Source organism: Epilithonimonas sp. JDS (assembly GCF_021261315.1).
Taxonomy (GTDB): Bacteria; Bacteroidota; Bacteroidia; order Flavobacteriales; family Weeksellaceae; genus Epilithonimonas.
Genome location: NZ_JAJSAX010000002.1, coordinates 366,524 through 385,146 on the forward strand (window position 1 = coordinate 366,524; position 18,623 = coordinate 385,146).

The 18,623-nt window shown below is 37.2% G+C and carries 13 protein-coding genes and 3 tRNA genes; 3 read left to right on the plus strand and 13 right to left on the minus strand.

Annotated elements, in window-relative coordinates; genetic code table 11:
* Positions 1-72: 72 nt before the first annotated feature.
* The gene (locus tag LUD75_RS08405; RefSeq protein WP_232705233.1) at positions 73-2,973 is read left to right on the plus strand and encodes a reprolysin-like metallopeptidase; all 2,901 of its coding nucleotides are present in this window, start codon (positions 73-75) and stop codon (positions 2,971-2,973) included.
* 422 nt (positions 2,974-3,395) lie between these two features.
* Here the strand turns inward: LUD75_RS08405 and LUD75_RS08410 are convergent, their stop codons facing one another.
* The 8 genes from LUD75_RS08410 to ychF all read right to left on the minus strand — a co-directional run bounded on the left by LUD75_RS08410 (position 3,396) and on the right by ychF (position 13,392).
* Positions 3,396-4,037, minus strand: coding sequence for a rhomboid family intramembrane serine protease (locus tag LUD75_RS08410; RefSeq protein ID WP_232705234.1), 642 nt, complete (start codon positions 4,035-4,037; stop codon positions 3,396-3,398).
* 40 nt (positions 4,038-4,077) lie between these two features.
* Positions 4,078-6,657: a DNA gyrase/topoisomerase IV subunit A gene (locus tag LUD75_RS08415; protein ID WP_232705235.1), complete on the minus strand. Its 2,580-nt coding sequence runs from the start codon at positions 6,655-6,657 to the stop codon at positions 4,078-4,080.
* The gene (locus tag LUD75_RS08420) at positions 6,657-7,157 is read right to left on the minus strand and encodes a hypothetical protein (protein WP_232705236.1); all 501 of its coding nucleotides are present in this window, start codon (positions 7,155-7,157) and stop codon (positions 6,657-6,659) included. Before LUD75_RS08420 ends, LUD75_RS08415 begins: the two co-directional genes overlap by 1 nt.
* Positions 7,158-9,035 (minus strand): DNA topoisomerase IV subunit B, encoded by a 1,878-nt coding sequence (locus LUD75_RS08425; protein ID WP_232705237.1) that lies wholly within the window; start codon positions 9,033-9,035, stop codon positions 7,158-7,160.
* A gap of 187 nt (positions 9,036-9,222) precedes the next feature.
* Entirely contained in the window at positions 9,223-10,314 is a 1,092-nt protein-coding gene (locus LUD75_RS08430) for a hypothetical protein (RefSeq protein ID WP_232705238.1), read from the minus strand.
* Between the two features lie 59 nt (positions 10,315-10,373).
* On the minus strand, positions 10,374-11,174 hold the full coding sequence (locus LUD75_RS08435; RefSeq protein ID WP_232705239.1) for a choice-of-anchor J domain-containing protein: 801 nt from the start codon (positions 11,172-11,174) through the stop codon (positions 10,374-10,376).
* A gap of 84 nt (positions 11,175-11,258) precedes the next feature.
* The gene (locus LUD75_RS08440) at positions 11,259-12,152 is read right to left on the minus strand and encodes a hypothetical protein (protein ID WP_232705240.1); all 894 of its coding nucleotides are present in this window, start codon (positions 12,150-12,152) and stop codon (positions 11,259-11,261) included.
* A 148-nt stretch (positions 12,153-12,300) separates the two neighbouring features.
* On the minus strand, positions 12,301-13,392 hold the full coding sequence (ychF, locus tag LUD75_RS08445; RefSeq protein WP_232705241.1) for a redox-regulated ATPase YchF: 1,092 nt from the start codon (positions 13,390-13,392) through the stop codon (positions 12,301-12,303).
* Positions 13,393-13,595: 203 nt separating this feature from the next.
* Between ychF and LUD75_RS08450 the strand changes: the two genes are divergently transcribed.
* The gene (locus LUD75_RS08450; protein WP_034964988.1) at positions 13,596-13,892 is read left to right on the plus strand and encodes a hypothetical protein; all 297 of its coding nucleotides are present in this window, start codon (positions 13,596-13,598) and stop codon (positions 13,890-13,892) included.
* Here the strand turns inward: LUD75_RS08450 and LUD75_RS08455 are convergent.
* From LUD75_RS08455 to LUD75_RS08475, 5 genes are all read right to left on the minus strand, one after another.
* Entirely contained in the window at positions 13,870-15,897 is a 2,028-nt protein-coding gene (locus LUD75_RS08455; RefSeq protein WP_232705242.1) for a site-specific recombinase, read from the minus strand. The two genes, LUD75_RS08450 and LUD75_RS08455, sit on opposite strands and share 23 nt — an antisense overlap.
* Before the next feature lie 16 nt (positions 15,898-15,913).
* Positions 15,914-16,561: a monofunctional biosynthetic peptidoglycan transglycosylase gene (gene mtgA, locus LUD75_RS08460; protein WP_232705243.1), complete on the minus strand. Its 648-nt coding sequence runs from the start codon at positions 16,559-16,561 to the stop codon at positions 15,914-15,916.
* A gap of 552 nt (positions 16,562-17,113) precedes the next feature.
* Positions 17,114-17,187: transfer RNA gene (locus LUD75_RS08465), tRNA-Arg, on the minus strand.
* 114 nt (positions 17,188-17,301) lie between these two features.
* Positions 17,302-17,376 (minus strand) — tRNA-Pro (locus LUD75_RS08470).
* Between the two features lie 19 nt (positions 17,377-17,395).
* Positions 17,396-17,482: transfer RNA gene (locus LUD75_RS08475), tRNA-Ser, on the minus strand.
* A gap of 132 nt (positions 17,483-17,614) precedes the next feature.
* Here LUD75_RS08475 and LUD75_RS08480 point away from each other — a divergent pair.
* A complete protein-coding gene (locus LUD75_RS08480; protein WP_232705244.1) occupies positions 17,615-18,622 on the plus strand; it encodes an N-acetylmuramoyl-L-alanine amidase in 1,008 nt (335 codons plus the stop codon).
* Position 18,623: the final 1 nt, after the last annotated feature.

The following is an 18,623-nucleotide window of genomic DNA, read 5'->3' on the forward strand; positions in this document are numbered from 1 at the left end:
TTGAAGCGAGGCTCATCTAATTGAAAAGCCTCGTTTTTATTAATGATCATTTTTACAATTATTATAATTAGTATGAAGAAGATTTTCACAATTCTTTCATTATGTCTTGTTTCAATTTTAAGTTTTGCCCAATGGACGCCGACGTCAATGAAAGGGACAAAATCAAAAGAAACAAAAGCCAGCAGTTTCTATTCCCTTGATCTGAACGCTATTAGAGCCAAGCTTGCAACTGCACAGCCGACAGGTAAATCCAGCCAACCAATTCTGATTGATTTGCCAACACTCGATGGATCAATTGAAAGATTTGAAGTCTACAGTTTACCGGTAGTAGAAAAGTCCTTAGCAGACCGTTATCAACTAGGTTCTTACGTTGGAGCCAAAGTTGGCGATCCCACAACTTACGTGAGATTCAGTGTTTCGCCATACGATTTGCAGTCGATGATGTTCAGAGATGGTCAGTACGAATTTATTGAACCATTAAACAAAGAAAAAACAGTCTACGGCGTATTTCCTAAAAGTGAGAAACAAGCTGGAGAACACGCATTTTCGTGCTCTACTTCAGAGTCTTTGCAAAGCAAAAATCAACTTGATCAATTATCAAAAGGTTCTAATTTCTCAAATTCAGCAACAGACTTTGCTAAGTCCAGTGACAAAAAATACAGAACTTACAGATTAGCGATTTCCGTGACAGGTGAATATACACAGTATTTTGGCAGCGTTGCTCAGGCATTTGCTGCTATTAATGCTACAATTACGCGGGTCAATGCCGTCTTCGAAAAGGATTTTGCTATTCATCTGAATGTTCAGGATTTTCCGCAATTGATTTTTTCTGTTCCGGCGACCGATCCGTATTCTACTGCAAACGCCGGTATCGCAGGAGCCTGGAATCGCGAATTACAGCAAACCCTGACGGCTGTCATAGGCAATGATGTTTACGATGTTGGTCATTTGTTCACAAGAGCTGGCGGTTCTGGCAATGCAGGAGATGTTGGCAACGTCTGCAGAAATCCATCCGGAAGTAATGATGCAACTTCCAAAGGAGCCGCTTACAGTGCGCCGAGAGCAGGCAGCGGACCGGAAGGAGACAGGTTTGATATCGATCTGGTAGCGCACGAGATGGGTCATCAGTTTGGTGCAGATCATACTTATTCTTTTGACATTCAGACTGCGCCCAATCAGACTGCGCAGATGGAACCGGGATCTGGCTCTACTATTATGAGTTATGCCGGGATAACCAATGTGGATGTCCAAAGTTTCCGCGATGCTTATTATCACACAAGAAGTATTGAGCAGGTTCAGACTTATGTCAATTCACAAAGTTGCGGAACTGTAGTTAATATTAACAATAATCCGCCTGTTGTAGCTGCTTTATCAGATAAAACGATTCCAAAGGGAACGGCTTTCTTTTTAACAGCCAATGCAGGAGATCCTGAAAACAATGCGTTGACTTACAGCTGGGAACAATATGACTTGGCAACTTCAGCGATTACAACTGTAACTGGGGATAACACGACTGGTCCAAAATTCAGATCTCTGCCCGCCACTGCGTCATCAAGCAGATATTTTCCGAAGCTGAGTAATGTTATTAATGGAAATCTTATCAGCGCAACAGATTGGGAAGCCGTTTCGAATGTAGCAAGGACAATGAACTTCAGGGTTTTGGTGAGAGATAATAATCCAGATGTCACGCAGCAGCAGACAGTATCTGGTTCTCAAACGATAATGGTTGGCAACGAAGGTCCTTTCAAAATGACGACAGTTAAGGTTTATAATAATGTTTCGAGCAATATTACCTGGGATGTTGCAAATACCAATCTTGCACCTTACAATGTTGCAAATGTGAAAATAGATTACACAACAGATCAAGGCTTAAACTGGAATGTTTTAACAGCTTCTACGCCTAATGATGGATCGGAATCTTTAAGCTTTTCAGCCGTATCTGCCAATCAGAATATCGTAGTCAGAGTTTCGGCAATTGATAATGTTTTTTATGCTTTAGGAAAGGTAGCGGTTTCAAGCGTTTTGGCTTGTAACGGTTCCGCACCGACCAGTTTGCTGGCAAATAACATCACTCAGACCACGGCGGATATCGACTGGGATTTGGTTGCCAATGCAACTTACACTTTGAGGTATAAAAAATCAACAGAAACTGCCTGGACGGTTATAAATAATATCAATACTAACCACTTTACGTTATCACAATTATCAATTAATACTTCATACGATGTGAATGTAGCAGCTACTTGTAGTGGTACAACAGGAACTTTTGCCAATATTAATTTTTACACGGCTGCATATAATTATTGCTCAGCAGGATCGACTTATTTAATGTCGGAAAAAATTGCGAATGTGACGTTTGCTGATATTAATAACAATTCAACTTCCACTGCTGGCTACGAAGATTATTCTAATGTGATCGGGAATGTGACGGCTGGTCAGATTTATAATTTCACAGCAACTTCCACGACTGGTTCTGCGGATTACGATCAGGTAATTGTATGGATAGATCTCAATCAGGACGGTGATTTTGATGATGCAGGCGAGAATGTTTTAACTACAGGTTACAATACATCGCCTTGGAAAGGTGTTATTACTATTCCATCATCCATCAAATCTGGAAGAACGAAAATGAGAGTCAGACTTTACGGTGCGATTTCAAATCCAAATACCACGCCTTGCGGTAATTCATATTACGGTCAGGTGGAAGATTATAGCCTGAATGTCGGAAAACTCGCTGTTTCGGACGTGGCTAAAGTTTCACTGAAATACTATCCAAATCCAGTAAAAGATGTTTTGAATATCTCATCAGACCAAAAAATAAATTCGATCTACATCTACAATGTCGCGGGACAGTTGATCAAATCAAATAAGAATGAAAATTCTATTGATATGAGCCAGATTTCAGCAGGGATTTATCTCATTAAAACCCAGATTGGTAGTGAAGAGAAAACCTTCAAGGTGATCAAAAAATAAAATTTATTCATAATTGTGTTTTTAATCGGAACGAGGCTGATCTTAATTGAGAAGCCTCGTTTTTTTTGTAATGTGATCAAATAGTTGATTGTTCAGAGAAATAATTTGCGGTATTTTGCCGATGTATGTATGGTGAAGTGATCAGGACTAATGAGTAAATTACCGAAAAATAATCTACGCTTTAAAAAAACTATAAAAAGGATAGCTTCACATCAATATGAAGAATTTTTCAACGGTAAAAATCTTGATAGAATAACAAAACCTGAACATAGCCCCGATGGGAACGGCATCCTTTTTTGGGATTGCGGTGTAGAAAAGTTCTTTTTTAGTAACTTAACTTGGGTCGCAATCACAAAAAAAAGATATAGTGGACAGCGGGTTGGAATCCTGGAACGAAAATGCAAACTTCTTGCTCCTAATTTTTATCCAATTCTTTTTCTGACGAAGATTTCGAATGCCAAATAAATCAATGGTACAGCCATAACACCGATGTAGAGTGCGTTCTGCATAGCCAATTCGGGATACGCAATCACGGCGTAAACCAATCCGAAAAATGCACCACCGAGATGTGCCGCGTGACCAATATTGTCATTCATTCTCGGATTCAGCATCATATAAACGGAATATCCAAAATATATGGCTCCGAAAAGAAAGCCTGGGATAAACCAAATCTGAATCTGATTGGGTGCTAACGCAACAGCCGCAAACAAAATCCCAGACACGCCTCCACTAGCGCCAATTGCAGAATAGAACGGCACATTTCTGTAGTGATAAAGGCAAAATAAATTCCCTAAAATCATCGAGCCAAAATAGACAATTAAAAATCCGTAAACGTGGAATCCCATCAGTGCAATCGGTGCAAAGATGTAGAGCGTATACATATTGAAAAATAAATGCATAAAATCGGCGTGCAGAAATCCGGCTGACAGCAGTCTCAGATATTCTTTGCGTCTTTGGATTGCACCAACTTCGAATTTGTATTTCTGGAAAAACTCCGGCTGCTGAAGTCCAACGTAACTGATGACGCAGGTAATTACGATGATGATAAGTAAAACGATGTTCATTTTTTATATATTTTTTGTCAGGCTGTTGTCGAAGCCTTTATTATTCCTCTGATTCTTCGTCGAAAAGACTTCCGATGGTTCCGCCTTCATCGTCCAGATCTTCATCTGAAACTTCTTCTATTTCCGGTTCTTCTTCGATGATTTCCGGTGGTTCAGGGATTGTAATATTAATGTTTTTAACTTTATCCTTAGTTAATTGATTTCCAATAGCTTTGATTCCTTTGACTGTGATAAATTCGTCCAAATCTACCGTTTCCGGATCTTTTTGTTTGTCTTTTATTTTTGGATAAATCAATTCTGCAATTGCACCAACTTCTGTCGTAACAAATTCTAAGAATGATTTCGGATTTTCGTTGCTGAAGAAAGATTGAATATTGGTCGTATTCTCCAGAAGGAAACGTTTGACGAAATATTTGTCTTTCTCGGCGTCAAAGTAGATGCAGGTGATTGGCTGTTCGGGTTTCCATTTTTCCAGAATCAGATATTCGTCATCGAAACGGTTCATGAGATCGAACGAAACCAATTTGGCCTCGCCTTGCGAGTTGATGGTCAGAATCTTATCATCACCTTTGAAACTTCCCAGCAGACTTCCTCTTCCGTCGGCATTCAGACGTCTTACGGAATCATCGAACCAGATTTTTCTTGGTGCTAATGTGGAAACGCCTTCTTCTTTGAGATCTACTTTTTTGACTGCATATTTGGTTACCAGATTTCCTTTGGAATCACGGCCTTTGATGGCAATTTCTGAAAAATCGATGTCAATTTTGTTTTTTCTGACTCTGGCGTTTGGTTTTAATAAAACAGAAACCACTTCTGCTTCACCATTTGGATTGGCCGAGAAATAAAGCATTTCTGAACCTTTCTTGTCAGATGCCAATTTGTAATCGGTATTTCTCGTAACGCCGGTCACGGAAAAACGTTTCATATAATAAGGTCCTTCACGGCCTTCACGGTAAATGGAGTTATAAACCGTTCTCTTATCATTCTTTTTCCAGATCGCAACGTGGACAATATTTTTTCCGATGAAAGTTTTCCCTTCCACTTTTACGACTTTCATAGTTCCGTCTTTTTGGAACGTGATGATGTCATCGATATCTGAACAATCGAAAAGGAATTCGTCTTTTTTGAGTGAAGTTCCAATGAAACCTTCTTCACGGTTGACATAGAATTTTTCATTTGCAACCGCCACTTTGGAAGCATCGATGGTATCGAAAATCCTTAGCTCTGTTCTACGTTCTTTTCCTTTACCGTATTTTTTCTGAATGTTGGTGTAATAATCAATCGCATAAGCAATTAAATTTGCCAAATGATGTTTTACCTGCTCTATTTTTCCTTCTAACGCGAGAATATTTTCTTTAAATTTATCAAGATCGAAACGTGAAATTCTTTTGATTCGGATTTCCGTCAATCTCAAAATATCTTCTTCCGTAACGGCTCTCAACAAATGTTTGGTGTGAGGTTTCAAACCTTCGTCAATGGTCGAAATCACATCTTCCCAGGACTTCACTTCCTCGATGTCGTGGTAAATTCTGTTCTCGATAAAAATTCTTTCCAATGAAGAAAAATGCCAGTTTTCCTGCAACTCGTGAAGTTCGATTTCCAATTCTTTTTTAAGCAAAGAAACCGTGTGATCTGTATTGTGTTTCAGAATATCGGAAACCGAGAGAAACATTGGCTTATCACCTACAATCACGCAGGCATTCGGAGAAATGGGAACTTCACAATCTGTAAAAGCGTAAAGCGCATCGATCGTTTTGTCCGGCGAAACATCGGGATGAAGATGGATATTGATTTCTACAACATCGGATGTATTGTCCTCAATTTTTTTTATTTTAATTTTCCCTCTTTCATTAGCTTTGATGATACTGTCGATCAAATCGCCTGTGTTTTTGGAAAAAGGTAATTCGGTGATGGAAAGTGTGTGTTTGTCTTTTTGGATAATTCTGGCTCTGGCTCTGATTTTTCCACCTCGTTTTCCGTCGTTATAATTGGTGATATCCAACATTCCTTCAGTCAGAAAATCCGGGAATAACTCAAATCTTTTTCCTTTAAGATAAAGGATTGAAGCCGTTATCAACTCATTGAAATTATGAGGCATAATTTTCGTCGAAAGTCCAACGCCAATTCCCTCAACTCCGGAAGCCAGCAGCAATGGGAATTTTACCGGAAGATCGACAGGCTCGTTGTTTCTGCCGTCATAAGATTTTGTCCAATGTGTGGTTTTCGGGTTGAAAACAACATCCAAAGCAAAAGGAGTCAATCTCGCTTCAATATATCTGGCTGCCGCTGCAGAATCGCCTGTGTAGATATTTCCCCAGTTTCCCTGAGTATCAATTAATAATTCTTTCTGGCCAATCTGCACCATTGCATCGGTAATGGATGCATCGCCGTGCGGATGATATTTCATCGTGTTCCCTACAACATTCGCCACTTTATTGTAGCGACCATCTTCCAACTCACGCATCGAGTGCATAATTCGGCGCTGAACCGGCTTGAAACCATCAAAAATAGAAGGAATCGCACGATCCAGAATAACGTAAGACGCATAATCCAGAAACCAGTCTTTATACAGTCCTGAAACTTTTTTCAGGCTTTCTTCGTGATGTGTACTTTCTTCCATTAATCTGTTGCTGTATTATCGTCGTGTCTGATTTCTTTGTTCGCTTTTATCACTTTATTAAGAGAAAATTTGAGATCTTTGATTTGCTTTCTGCTGAGAAAAGAAATATCATATTTTAATATTAAAACATGACTTTTTTTACTGGAAATATAAATATATAATTTTTTAAAAATTACCGCATTGACGATATTAAACTTTAATAATTTGTACTTGGGAAATTCGTCCTTTGCATTTTTCTTTGAAAATATATAAATGATGTGACTGTTCCTGAAATTGAGCGCTTCGCCATCACTGTCATATTCAAAAATAGGTCTGCCCAATAAATAAAGCAAAACAGAAATAAGTGACGGAAATAATAACAAAACCCAGGATTTGTCTCCAAAAATATCAAACTTATTGATTTCCAAAATGTAAGCAATAACTCCCAAAATAAAAACAATCCCACACAGTGAATATATGAAACTATAAACTGGGACTCTATTTCTATTACTTAATCTCATTTATACTGTTTCCAGATTTACTTTTTTATCAATATCGCCTTCCTCAACCACCAGATTATCAAGAATAAACAATTGTCTGTCAGGCGTATTTTTACCCATATAAAATTCCAGAATCTGCGCAATGGTTTGATCTTTACCCAAAACGACAGGTTCTAGTCTGATATCTTTTCCAATGAAATGTTTGAATTCGTCTGGCGAAATTTCACCAAGTCCTTTGAATCGTGTGATTTCCGGATTTCTGCCCAATTCGTCCAACGCTTTCAATCGCTCTGCATCGGAGTAGCAATATCTGGTTTCTTTTTTATTTCTAACTCTAAATAATGGCGTTTGAAGAATATAAAGATGTCCATTTTTAATCAAATCCGGAAAGAACTGTAAGAAAAATGTGATCATCAGCAAACGAATGTGCATCCCATCCACGTCGGCATCTGTTGCGATGACAACGTGATTGTATCTCAAATCTTCCAGACTTTCCTCAATATTAAGCGCAGCCTGCAAAAGGTTGAATTCTTCATTTTCGTAAACCACTTTTTTCGTCAATCCGTAGCAGTTAAGCGGCTTTCCTTTTAAAGAAAAAACAGCCTGAGTTTCCACATCCCTGGATTTTGTGATTGAACCAGAAGCCGAATCTCCTTCCGTAATGAAAATCATCGTTTCAGATTTTCTTGTCGCTTTCTGATCGTTGTAATGATGGCGGCAGTCTCTCAGTTTTTTGTTGTGGAGTGAAACTTTTTTAGCGCGTTCTCTTGCCAATTTCTGAATTCCTGAAAGTTCTTTTCTCTCACGTTCCGAAATCATAATTTTTCTCAGAATCGCTTCCGCTGTTTCGGGATTTCTGTGAAGGTAGTTGTCCAGTTTATTTTTTAGTGAATCGATGATGAACGTGCGCACCGTCATTCCGCCAGGTTCAATCTCGTTTGAGCCCAATTTCGTTTTGGTTTGAGATTCAAAAACCGGTTCAATTACTTTGATAGAAACCGCAGCAATAATCGATTTGCGAATATCCGCCGCTTCAAAATTCTTATTGTAAAATTCTCTGATTGTTTTTACGAAAGCCTCACGGAATGCGTTCAAATGCGTTCCACCCTGCGTTGTATTTTGTCCGTTAACAAAAGAAAAATAGGTCTCCGTCTGGGATTTGTCCGAATGTGTGATGGCAACTTCGATATCTTCTTCCTTCAAATGAATGATCGGATAAAGAATGTCGCTTTCCAATTCCTCTTCCAAAAGATCTTTTAATCCATTTTCGGAATAGAATTTTTCACCGTTGAAGAGAATTGTCAAACCAGGATTCAGATAAGCGTAATTACGAAGCATTCGCTCCACGTATTCTTTTCTGAATTTGAAATTGATGAAAATTTCTTCATCCGGAATGAAGCTGATTTCAGTTCCGTTTCTGTCGGATGAGTCTGCTTCAGGATAATCAATTTTAATGATTCCTTTCGAAAATTCCGCCATTTTCACGCGGTTTTCCCGTACAGATTTTACCCTAAAGAACCCAGATAAAGCATTTACCGCTTTTGTACCAACACCATTCAGACCGACCGATTTCTTAAAAGCTTTGCTGTCATATTTCCCACCGGTGTTCATTTTGGAAACAGCATCCACCACTTTTCCCAATGGAATTCCACGACCGTAATCGCGGATTGTGACTTTGCCTTCGTCCACTTTGATTTCGATGCGTTTTCCGGATTTCATCACAAACTCATCAATGGAGTTGTCGATGATCTCTTTGAGGAGAATATAAATCCCGTCGTCCGCAGAAGAACCGTCGCCCAATTTTCCAATATACATCCCGGGACGAAGCCTGATATGCTCTTGCCAATCGAGGGTTCTGATATTATCTTCGGAGTAATTTACAGGATTGATTTCGCTCATATTTATAGATTTCTAAAAATGTTGAAACCGTCAAAGAATCGGTAACTCACAAATTTAACGAAATGAAATTTAATCTGAAAGTTTTGAGAATTAATTTTGATCGATATTGATAAATTTCTCAATAAAAAAGCCGGATGCTGTTCCGGCTCTGATTTAGTTTGATAGTATATTAATTTTAACTATAGTTTCAGACGACAGTAGAGCTGGTGATATTGATCTTCCATTTTCCATTTATAAATTCTACACAATAATCTGTTGTAGAACTGCTTCCCCATTTCAAAATATAGAATTTATCTGGATTTTTTTTATCCTTTTTCATTTTGGAAATTCCACCATTTATAACATCTGTCACTCGCAAATAATATGATCGTTTACTAGTTTCTTCAGGGATAATTATGGTTCTTAGTTCCGGATTGACGTGTTGAAAATATTCGCAATCATTATCATAAACTACAAAATAATAATTCATTTTTTTGAAATTCTGTCCTACCGAAGTGGCATACTTGGGTAATAATTGTTCAAATAAGCTGGTGAATTTATTTTTTTCTGATTTGAAAAGTGGATTCAGATCATTGAAATCATCAACCCCGTCAGAATCAGAATCTTCACTATCTGGGTTCAAGCCAAAAGATTCTTCGAAAATATCATTATAACCGTCATTGTCAGAATCTTTTTCAAGATCTGACAGTTTAATACTAAAAAGTCTGCCATCATCGATTGCAGAATAATCGTCGTAACCAGGCAATCCCGGAACTTTTATGATCTGTACAAGACTCCCCAGCAATTGTAATTTTCCATTTTTTACAATCGGATCTGTCTGAACTTCATTAATATAATAGTGACTAAAGCTCAATCCCAGAAAATAAGCGTAGGGTTTATCATTTTCAATTTTTACAAGCCAAAATCCGAGTTCATTTTTTGCTAAAGCATATTCTTTCCCATCCAAAAATTGTTTCGAGGAAAAAGCAAACTGTCCATTGAAAAGCGAGTCAAACTTCGCATAATATTTCTTATGATCCTCATATTTTCTCAGCTCTTCTTTTTCATTATTAATATCATAAAAATGAGACGAAATACTATCTTCCTTGAAACTTCTGTATTTTTTGAGTTTAGAAATCGTGAGATAATCCGGCTTATGACTTAGAATTTCTTGTACTGTAAACGGAACCTCTTCTTTATAAACTTCAGCTTCATCTGCATTATCCTGAAAGCAGTTGTCTTCGATTGATTTTCCACAAGAAATAAAAACTAAAAATACTAATAGATAGATATTTTTCATAATATGATAATAGAGTTAAAAGTAATAAAAAACGCTCCAAAATTTGAAGCGTTTAAAATTTATTTTTTAATCAATTTTCTGGAAATCACTTCGTTTCCTGAATAAACATTAATAATATACTGCCCTGCAGCAAGATCTTTGACTGTGACTTCAGAAGTTTTTGCTTCCTTGACAATTTTGCCAGTCATATCAAAAATTCTCACCTTATCAATATTTTTAATTCCTGATATTTTAACCAAGTCTGTTGCCGGATTTGGAGAGATTTTGAGAGACAAAGCAGCCGATTCTGAAACCGCCAATGCTGAATTATCTTTAATTTCGATATCATCGATTCCAATATAGAAAATATTGGTGCAATCGTAATGTCGGAAAATCAGTTTTACGTCCTGCCCTTTGAAAGCTGAAATATCAATACTAATCACTTTTGCAACATCCAAATATCCTGAATCAAAAGTTTCTTCAAAAACAGGTGTTTCGCTGGCGGTAAAAGTGGAAGCTGCTGGAATTACGTAAACGGCATAATGCTCCTGAAAAACCTCTTCGTCTCCCGCAGCAGCTTTGAAAGTTAAGCTTAGAACATTAGAATCGGGCAATGTGATTGCACGACTTTCCAAAACATTGTCCGGTGTAAATACCTCTAAATACCAAGAAAATGAAACGGCCAGATTTCCAGAGAAGTTCGGTAGCTCATTCAGTTCCGCATTCAGAATTTCCCAATTTTCTCCATCATCATCTCTGTCATACAGTTTCCATTGGGCAACAGATGCTTCGTCTTCAAAATCTTCTTTGAAAACCGTTGTCTGCGCCTGACTGTAAAAAGCTGAAGTTAAAATGGATGCGAATAGTAATTTTCTAATCATAATTTTTATTTTAAATTTTGCCAAAGTTACAAGCAAAAACGCTTCCATTTCTGCAAGCGTTTTAGATTAATTTAAAATAAAATGCTACTGAATCATTATTTTTCCTTTCCAGGATTTGCCTTGACTTGTAATTGTATACAGAAGGATTTTGCTTTTACCTTTACTTTTCAAGAAAAAATTTTGTTTTCCTTTGGCACTAATTTCTTGCAGCAATCTGCCTGTTGATTCATAAAAACTTACTTTGTAATCTTGTGATGGATTTCCTAAGATTTTGAAATCCTGATTTTCTTTGGAATAATATAAAGTTAAGTTTTTTTCAAGTGAATTTTCCGAAGTTCCTAAAACAAATTGGCTGTTGCAAGATTTTCCCGAAACATCTTCAAAACAATCCAACCAGTAGGCTCCTATTTCGAAAGGCTGACTACCAGGTCTGGTAAACAAGCCGGATTGCGAACCAATTCCTTCATAAATAAAACCCGAGTCTGTTTGAAACGTTTTAATATTATTTTTTCCAAACACGGAACCATACAAAATATTGTCGATGTTAACTGGCCAATTATTCGGACCCCATTTCCATTCGCTATTAATAGTAGCTCCTATTTGTGCTGAGAAATCATATAGCAATTTCTCTGTATTTGTGCTGCTATCAAAGACAAAAACTTTCCTTGTATTAATATCTTCGCGCATTAAACATTCAAAGACGTCCGGGTTATTGGTATTTGGAACGCCATCTCCAAACGGACTGTAGGGAGTAATATGATAAAGATTCGAATAAATTTTCTTGTAAGTAACGCCATTTGCAGTTGCTTCTCCGTCTATAAAAATATAAGATGCTTTATATTGCGCATTACAGATATCGCACCATCCTTCACGATAGTAAACCCACCATTTATTTCCCTCTTTTAGAAGAGTCGTATAAACTTGCGAAAAACCGTTAACGAATGCGAATAATAATAAAATAAATAGATTTTTTTTCATAGTTAATGTTTTAAAGTTATTTTTTTATATAAATATAGCATTTTTTCATCTAACTCATTATGAAATTTATGTAAATAATTTTCTTCTTAATCATAAAAAAACGCTTCCATTTCTGAAAGCGTTTGTATAATATTTATAATGTTATTTTTTAAACATTAAATCTAAAGTGCATAATATCACCGTCCTGAACAACATATTCCTTTCCTTCAACAGATAATTTTCCAGCTTCTTTTACTTTCGCTTCGGAACCGTAATTCATATAATCGTTATATTTAATTACTTCTGCACGGATAAATCCTTTTTCGAAATCTGTGTGGATCACACCTGCAGCTTGAGGTGCAGTCCAGCCTTGCCCAATGGTCCAGGCTCTAACTTCTTTGACACCAGCTGTGAAATAAGTCTGCAATTTCAAAAGATCGTAAGCTTTTCTGATCAATCTGTTGACACCTGGCTCTTCCAAACCAAGTTCTTCCAAGAACATTTGTCTCTCTTCAAAAGTTTCCAATTCATTGATATCCGCTTCGATTTGCGCCGCCAAAACAACAACTTCCGAGTTTTCGGATGCAGCCATTGCTTCGATTTTTGCAATCCATTCGTTTCCGTTTTTAATGGAATTTTCGTCCACGTTACAAACGTACAAAACAGGTTTTTTGGTCAGCAACTGCACATCTTCTATTACTGTTTTTGTGAAGTCATCGAAAGGAAATTCTCTTGCGTTTTTCCCATCTTCCACAAATTTCTGAAGATTAAGCAAAGTCTCATACGTCAGGACATCTTCCTTTTTTCCAGATTTGATAAACTTCTTAGCTTTGTCAACCGCTTTTCCAAGTGTTTCCAAATCTTTTAGCTGAAGTTCAATATCGATAATTTCTTTGTCTCTAATCGGGTCTACTGAACCTTCCACGTGGATGATGTTTCCGTTGTCGAAGCATCTCAAAACGTGAATAATTGCTTCACACTCGCGGATGTTTGCCAAAAATTGATTTCCCAATCCTTCACCTTTACTGGCTCCTTTTACCAATCCGGCAATATCCACAATCTCTACAACTGCAGGCAAAACGCGCTCTGGATTGACAATCTTTTCTAATTCAAAAAGTCTTGTATCCGGAACAGAAACAGTTCCAAGATTTGGTTCTATGGTACAAAACGGATAGTTTGCAGATTGTGCTTTGGCGTTGCTAAGACAATTAAAAAGGGTTGATTTTCCTACATTCGGAAGACCTACGATTCCACATTTCATAACGAAATTTTTATTTATTTGTTTGAATTATGCGACCTTTCGGTTTCATAATTTTCTGTTCAAAGTTGATGGTTTAATGTTCCGAGTTTAAACTTTGAATTGTAAACTTTGAACATTGAATTTTAAGTGTGCAAATATACTGATTTTTGCGTTTGAATTTTCTACTTTTACAATCTTAATTAAGATCAGGAATCCAATCCAAAATGGCCAGAAAAAAACGCGAATATCAATCTTCAGAACTTGTGAATTCCTTTGCGAGAATCTATGGTTTTGAGGATAAATTGAAAGCTTTTGAGATCAAGGATTTTCTCGAGGATTATCTTTCCAATGATCTTTATGCCGAAATTGTAAGTGTCAATTTGAAAGAGCAGGTTTTGATCATCAGAATAAAATCGCCGCTTTTAAAGAATGATTTCCGGTTGAGGAAAACATTTTTTTTAAAGAAATTCCGTGAAGTTTTGAAGGATGAATCTTTGATTAATGATCTGTTGATCCTGTAGTTATTTCGTCTATCATTCGCTTGCTTCTCTCGTCCAGCCTTGATTTTAAAGGAAAGAAAAAGCGGAATGGATTTCTTACAAAGTATCGGAAGATCTCCCGGAAAATTTCGCTTGCCTCATTCATTTCAACCTTTCTGGAACGGAACGCCAACAACATTGACAATCCAAAACTGACTGCAAAATTGAAAAATCCAATCACAAAAACTGTAATAAACGAAATCCAAAATGCGTAAGGTGTGATCACAAAATCTTTACCATAAAGTCCCAGCGCAAAGTTACCAGCCGCAAATGTAATGTGGCGAATATCAAGATCCAAACCTAAGAAAAGTCCGATTGGCGCAGTGGCTCCCAGGAAAACACCGAACCAAAAATTGGAAATAATTCCCGCCCAATTTTTAGAATAATATACAGAAAGCTGTTTTGCAATCCGCTGCCCAAAGAAATAATTGATGAACGGATTTTTGGCAATTCTTTTGGGAATTTGATAGAAAACCGAATTATTACTGATATTGCCGGAAATCACACCGGAAATGAAAAGAAAAACACCTGCAATACAAGCGTGCAGAATGGCTTTGGACTGAAACGGATCCAAATCGTACAGCAACTTATTAGATTTATCAAAAGCAAAATTCTGTTTAAAGAGAATTTCCAATCCGTAAATGATAATTAATGAAACCGGAAATGATAACAAAACATTACCAACAAATGCTATAAACTGTGATCTGAACAACTGGGAAACCACGTGCGCAAATTCTATATATGTATTTCGGCTATTGCCTTCTGACAGTACTTTGGCCATCGTTGCGGCTGTCATCGCCGGCTGTTTGGTCGCCAGTGTAAAGTTCATCAGATAAATCATCACAAATCCCATTGCATAGTTCATAGAATACAAAAACGCGTGGGCAAAATCACTGGCAGGAATGTAGCTGTACAGCATTTTCAAGACGCAAAGCGCCCCAACGATAACGCCACCGCCGGACGCCTTCCAAAACATTTTCATATATGCTTTGAGTGTCGACGTAATGTAATGTGTTCCTGTTTCTGCAGTATGATTGGTGATCAGATGTGACATCAGCCTTGTGCTGTCTGAGACCAAATCGCGAAGATTATTCTTGTGAGATTTGTACTTTAAAATATTAAAAAACAACTGTTTTGAATTAATCAGATAGTCCTGATCATCGTCAATCACAAATAGTTTAATAATATCAGACATTCTGTTCAGCTGCTGTCTGATCTTTAGCAAAGACTGATTGGTTTTGCTGGAAATCCCGTATTTCGATGAATTTTTAAAGGCTAAGTTGACAAACTCCAGACATTGCTCCATATAGATTTTTGTCTGTTTGTAGATCTCATCATTCGAGGAAAATTTGAAATCCGGATTTTGGTTGAAGTCAGCATTAATGATATCTAACTCATTTTGCAACGCCAGAAAAGGATTGTCAAAATTCCGATATTCCGGTGCCATTTTCACCACATCAACATCCAGCGCATTCCCGATCACGCGCCAAGCCAGAATATTAAGCGAAAACAAAAGTTCTTTTTTGACGTGAGGATTGCTGATAAACCTATCAATTTTGAGCAACTGAAAAAGTTCATTCATTTTATCTTCCGGCGAATTCTGGAAAAACTGAAGATCTTTTTTTGGCGTAACCAAAACATTGTCAACCAAATACCAAATTGTATTTTCGTTTTCTATGGGCGGTAAAACTTTGTTTAGTATTCTCTTTTTGAATTCCGGATAGAAAGCATTTTCCGAAAGAATGTCTGCTTCCGTCAACGAAAGATTGAATGGTTTGCCTCTGAAAATATTATGAATATAAAATATCAGATTTTCTTTAATAAGCTCATTATCTTTAAGATAAGCCGTAAAAACACCTAAATCTTCACGCTTCAGGCTTGTGATAATTTCGGACAAAGGCTGCAAAGACAAAGTCTCATTTCTCTCACTGAAATAATTCTTTAAAATAACACTGAAACTGTCTTTTCTAATTAATCTGATTGGCATCTTAGCACAAAAGTAATCATTTCAGAACAATATTGTTCATCTGTCTCATGATCCAGTTGTGTTTTTTATTGAGGTAAGCACTCGGATTTTTCGGGTCGTATTTTTTAGGATTTGGCAAAACTGCTGCGATCCAGGCGGCTTCACTTTTCGTAAGATCTTTTGCCGGTTTGTTGTAATAATACTGAGCGGCAGCCTCGATTCCGAAAACACCCTGTCCCATTTCTATCACATTAAGATATCTTTCCAGAATAATATCTTTCCCCCAGATTTTTTCGATGATAAATGTATAAATAGCTTCTAGTCCTTTTCTCAACCAGCTTCTGCCCTGCCAGAGAAAAACATTTTTTGCAGTTTGCTGAGAAATTGTACTTCCGCCTCTTACAACTTTTCCTTTCTTATCATTTTTCTTCATCGCTTTTTCGATTGCTTTATAATCGAAACCATTGTGATTGAAAAAGGCCTGATCTTCGGAAGCTAAAACAGCTTTTTTGATGTTATTTCCCATATCATCATAAGAAATATAATCGCGGTGCATTTTTCCGTATTTGAAAACACTTCCCAACTGCGTCCACGTAATCGGCGGGTTGAAAAACAAACCAAAAATCACGAAAAGTATATTAGCTATAATGAGTATAAAAATCAGTCTCTTGATAAACTTCCACATATTGCAACAAAATTTTCAGCGAAAATAAAACAAAAAAATATTTTATAAGGTCAAACTATGATGAAGAAATTTATAATAATTGAATTTTTGAGGATTTAATAAAATGAAAAATTACACTGCTTATATTTTTTGAGTGACCTCGACAGGATTCAAACCCATAACCTTCAAAAACAAAAAACCTCACAATAAAAATTGTGAGGTTCTTGTGAGCGCGTCAGGATTAGAACCTGAGACCGTCCCGATTAAAATCGGGATGCTCTATCCAGCTAAGCTTAGCATTAATCTATAATCTTGATTTTGCTTTTCCAAAACTTGATTCCGAGTTCTCTTTTATTGGCAGAAATTTTGTCAGTGACCTTTTTAGAATAAACAATTTGCCAATCTTTCGTTTTTGCCGTAAATCGAGAATAATTTGATAAATATTTCATAAACGTTCATTCAATTCTTCTGATGTATGATCAACAAAAAATTTATTAATAGTTTCGGAAAAAAGAATGCAAACTTAAAACATACTAAAACAAAAAACCTCACAATCAAATTGTGAGGTCCTTGTGAGCGCGTCAGGATTCGAACCTGAGACCGTCTGCTTAGAAGGCAGATGCTCTATCCAGCTGAGCTACGCACCCGAAGGTTGTATAAAGTGATTCGCTTCCTGAATACCGTTCCGATCGAAATCGGAATGCTCTATCCAGCTGAGCTACGCACTCATTTGTAATTTTTCTGAAAATTACTAAAAATTGTCGGGGCGGCAGGATTCGAACCTGCGACCTCCTGGTCCCAAACCAGGCGCGATGACCGGACTACGCTACGCCCCGATAAGTCATCTTGGAGTTGCGGAGAGTAAGGGATTCGAACCCTTGGAACCGTTTCCAGTTCGCTTGTTTAGCAAACAAGTCCTTTCGGCCTCTCAGGCAACTCTCCTTGCAGTTTCAGAGATATATTCTATTCCGTTATTGCGAGTGCAAATATAGAAGACTTTTCCATAACTACCAAAACTTTTTCTTCATTTTTTTTCATATTTTTGAATGAAATTTAAACTCAAAACAAACAACAATGCGTAATTCATTATATCTCACAACTTTAGGAATCCTGATTATTTCGTGCGGTTCACAACAAAAAACTGTAAAAAGTAAAACACCCGTAAAATCTACTACTCCAGTCGCACTCGTTCCTGTAAAAAAACCGGAAATCAAACAGGACGAAGGTGAATATTACAAAGTAAATATTGCGGATATTACGAAGAATGATAATACTGTAAGCTACGGTTCTATCGTAAGTGCGAATCCGGCAGGATACAAAGTGACCAAAAACTATTTCCCTTCTGTCGGGCAGAATTTCCGTCAGCGTTATATAATTTTACATTATACTGTATTAGATGATGAGAAATCCATATCAACTCTTACACAACAAGCGGTAAGCGCACATTACCTTGTGAATACATTACCTGATAAAGAAATCTATCAATTTGTAGATGAAAACAAACGTTCTTACCACGCAGGCGTCAGCAATTGGAGAAAAGATCAAAATCTAAACGATACATCTATTGGAATAGAAATCGTAAATATGGGTTACACAGTCGATTCTACAGGCCTGAGAGTTTTCACTCCGTTTCCAGAGGAGCAAATCAAGAAAGTCGCCGCTTTGGTGAAGGACCTTGTCGTTAGATACAACATCCAGCCAACTAATGTTCTCGCACATTCCGACATCGCGCCAACCAGAAAACAAGACCCAGGTCCACTTTTCCCTTGGAAGAGACTTTACGACGAATATCAAATCGGGATGTGGTATGACGAAACCGCGAAACAGACTTTCCTCAATCAAATCTTAACTACCAATGAAATTACTTTACAATACAATAATCCTGAATTTGTTTCCAGAGTTCAGCAACAGCTGGCTCAGTTTGGCTATGCATTGAATGTGAATGGCGTTTGGGACAAAGCTACAAAGCAAACCATTGAGGCTTTCCAATTTCATTTCCGACCAATGAATTACAGTGGGATTGTGGATGCGGAGACGTTGGCGATTTTGCAGGCTTTGATTCAGAAGTATCCGCAGAAGTAAT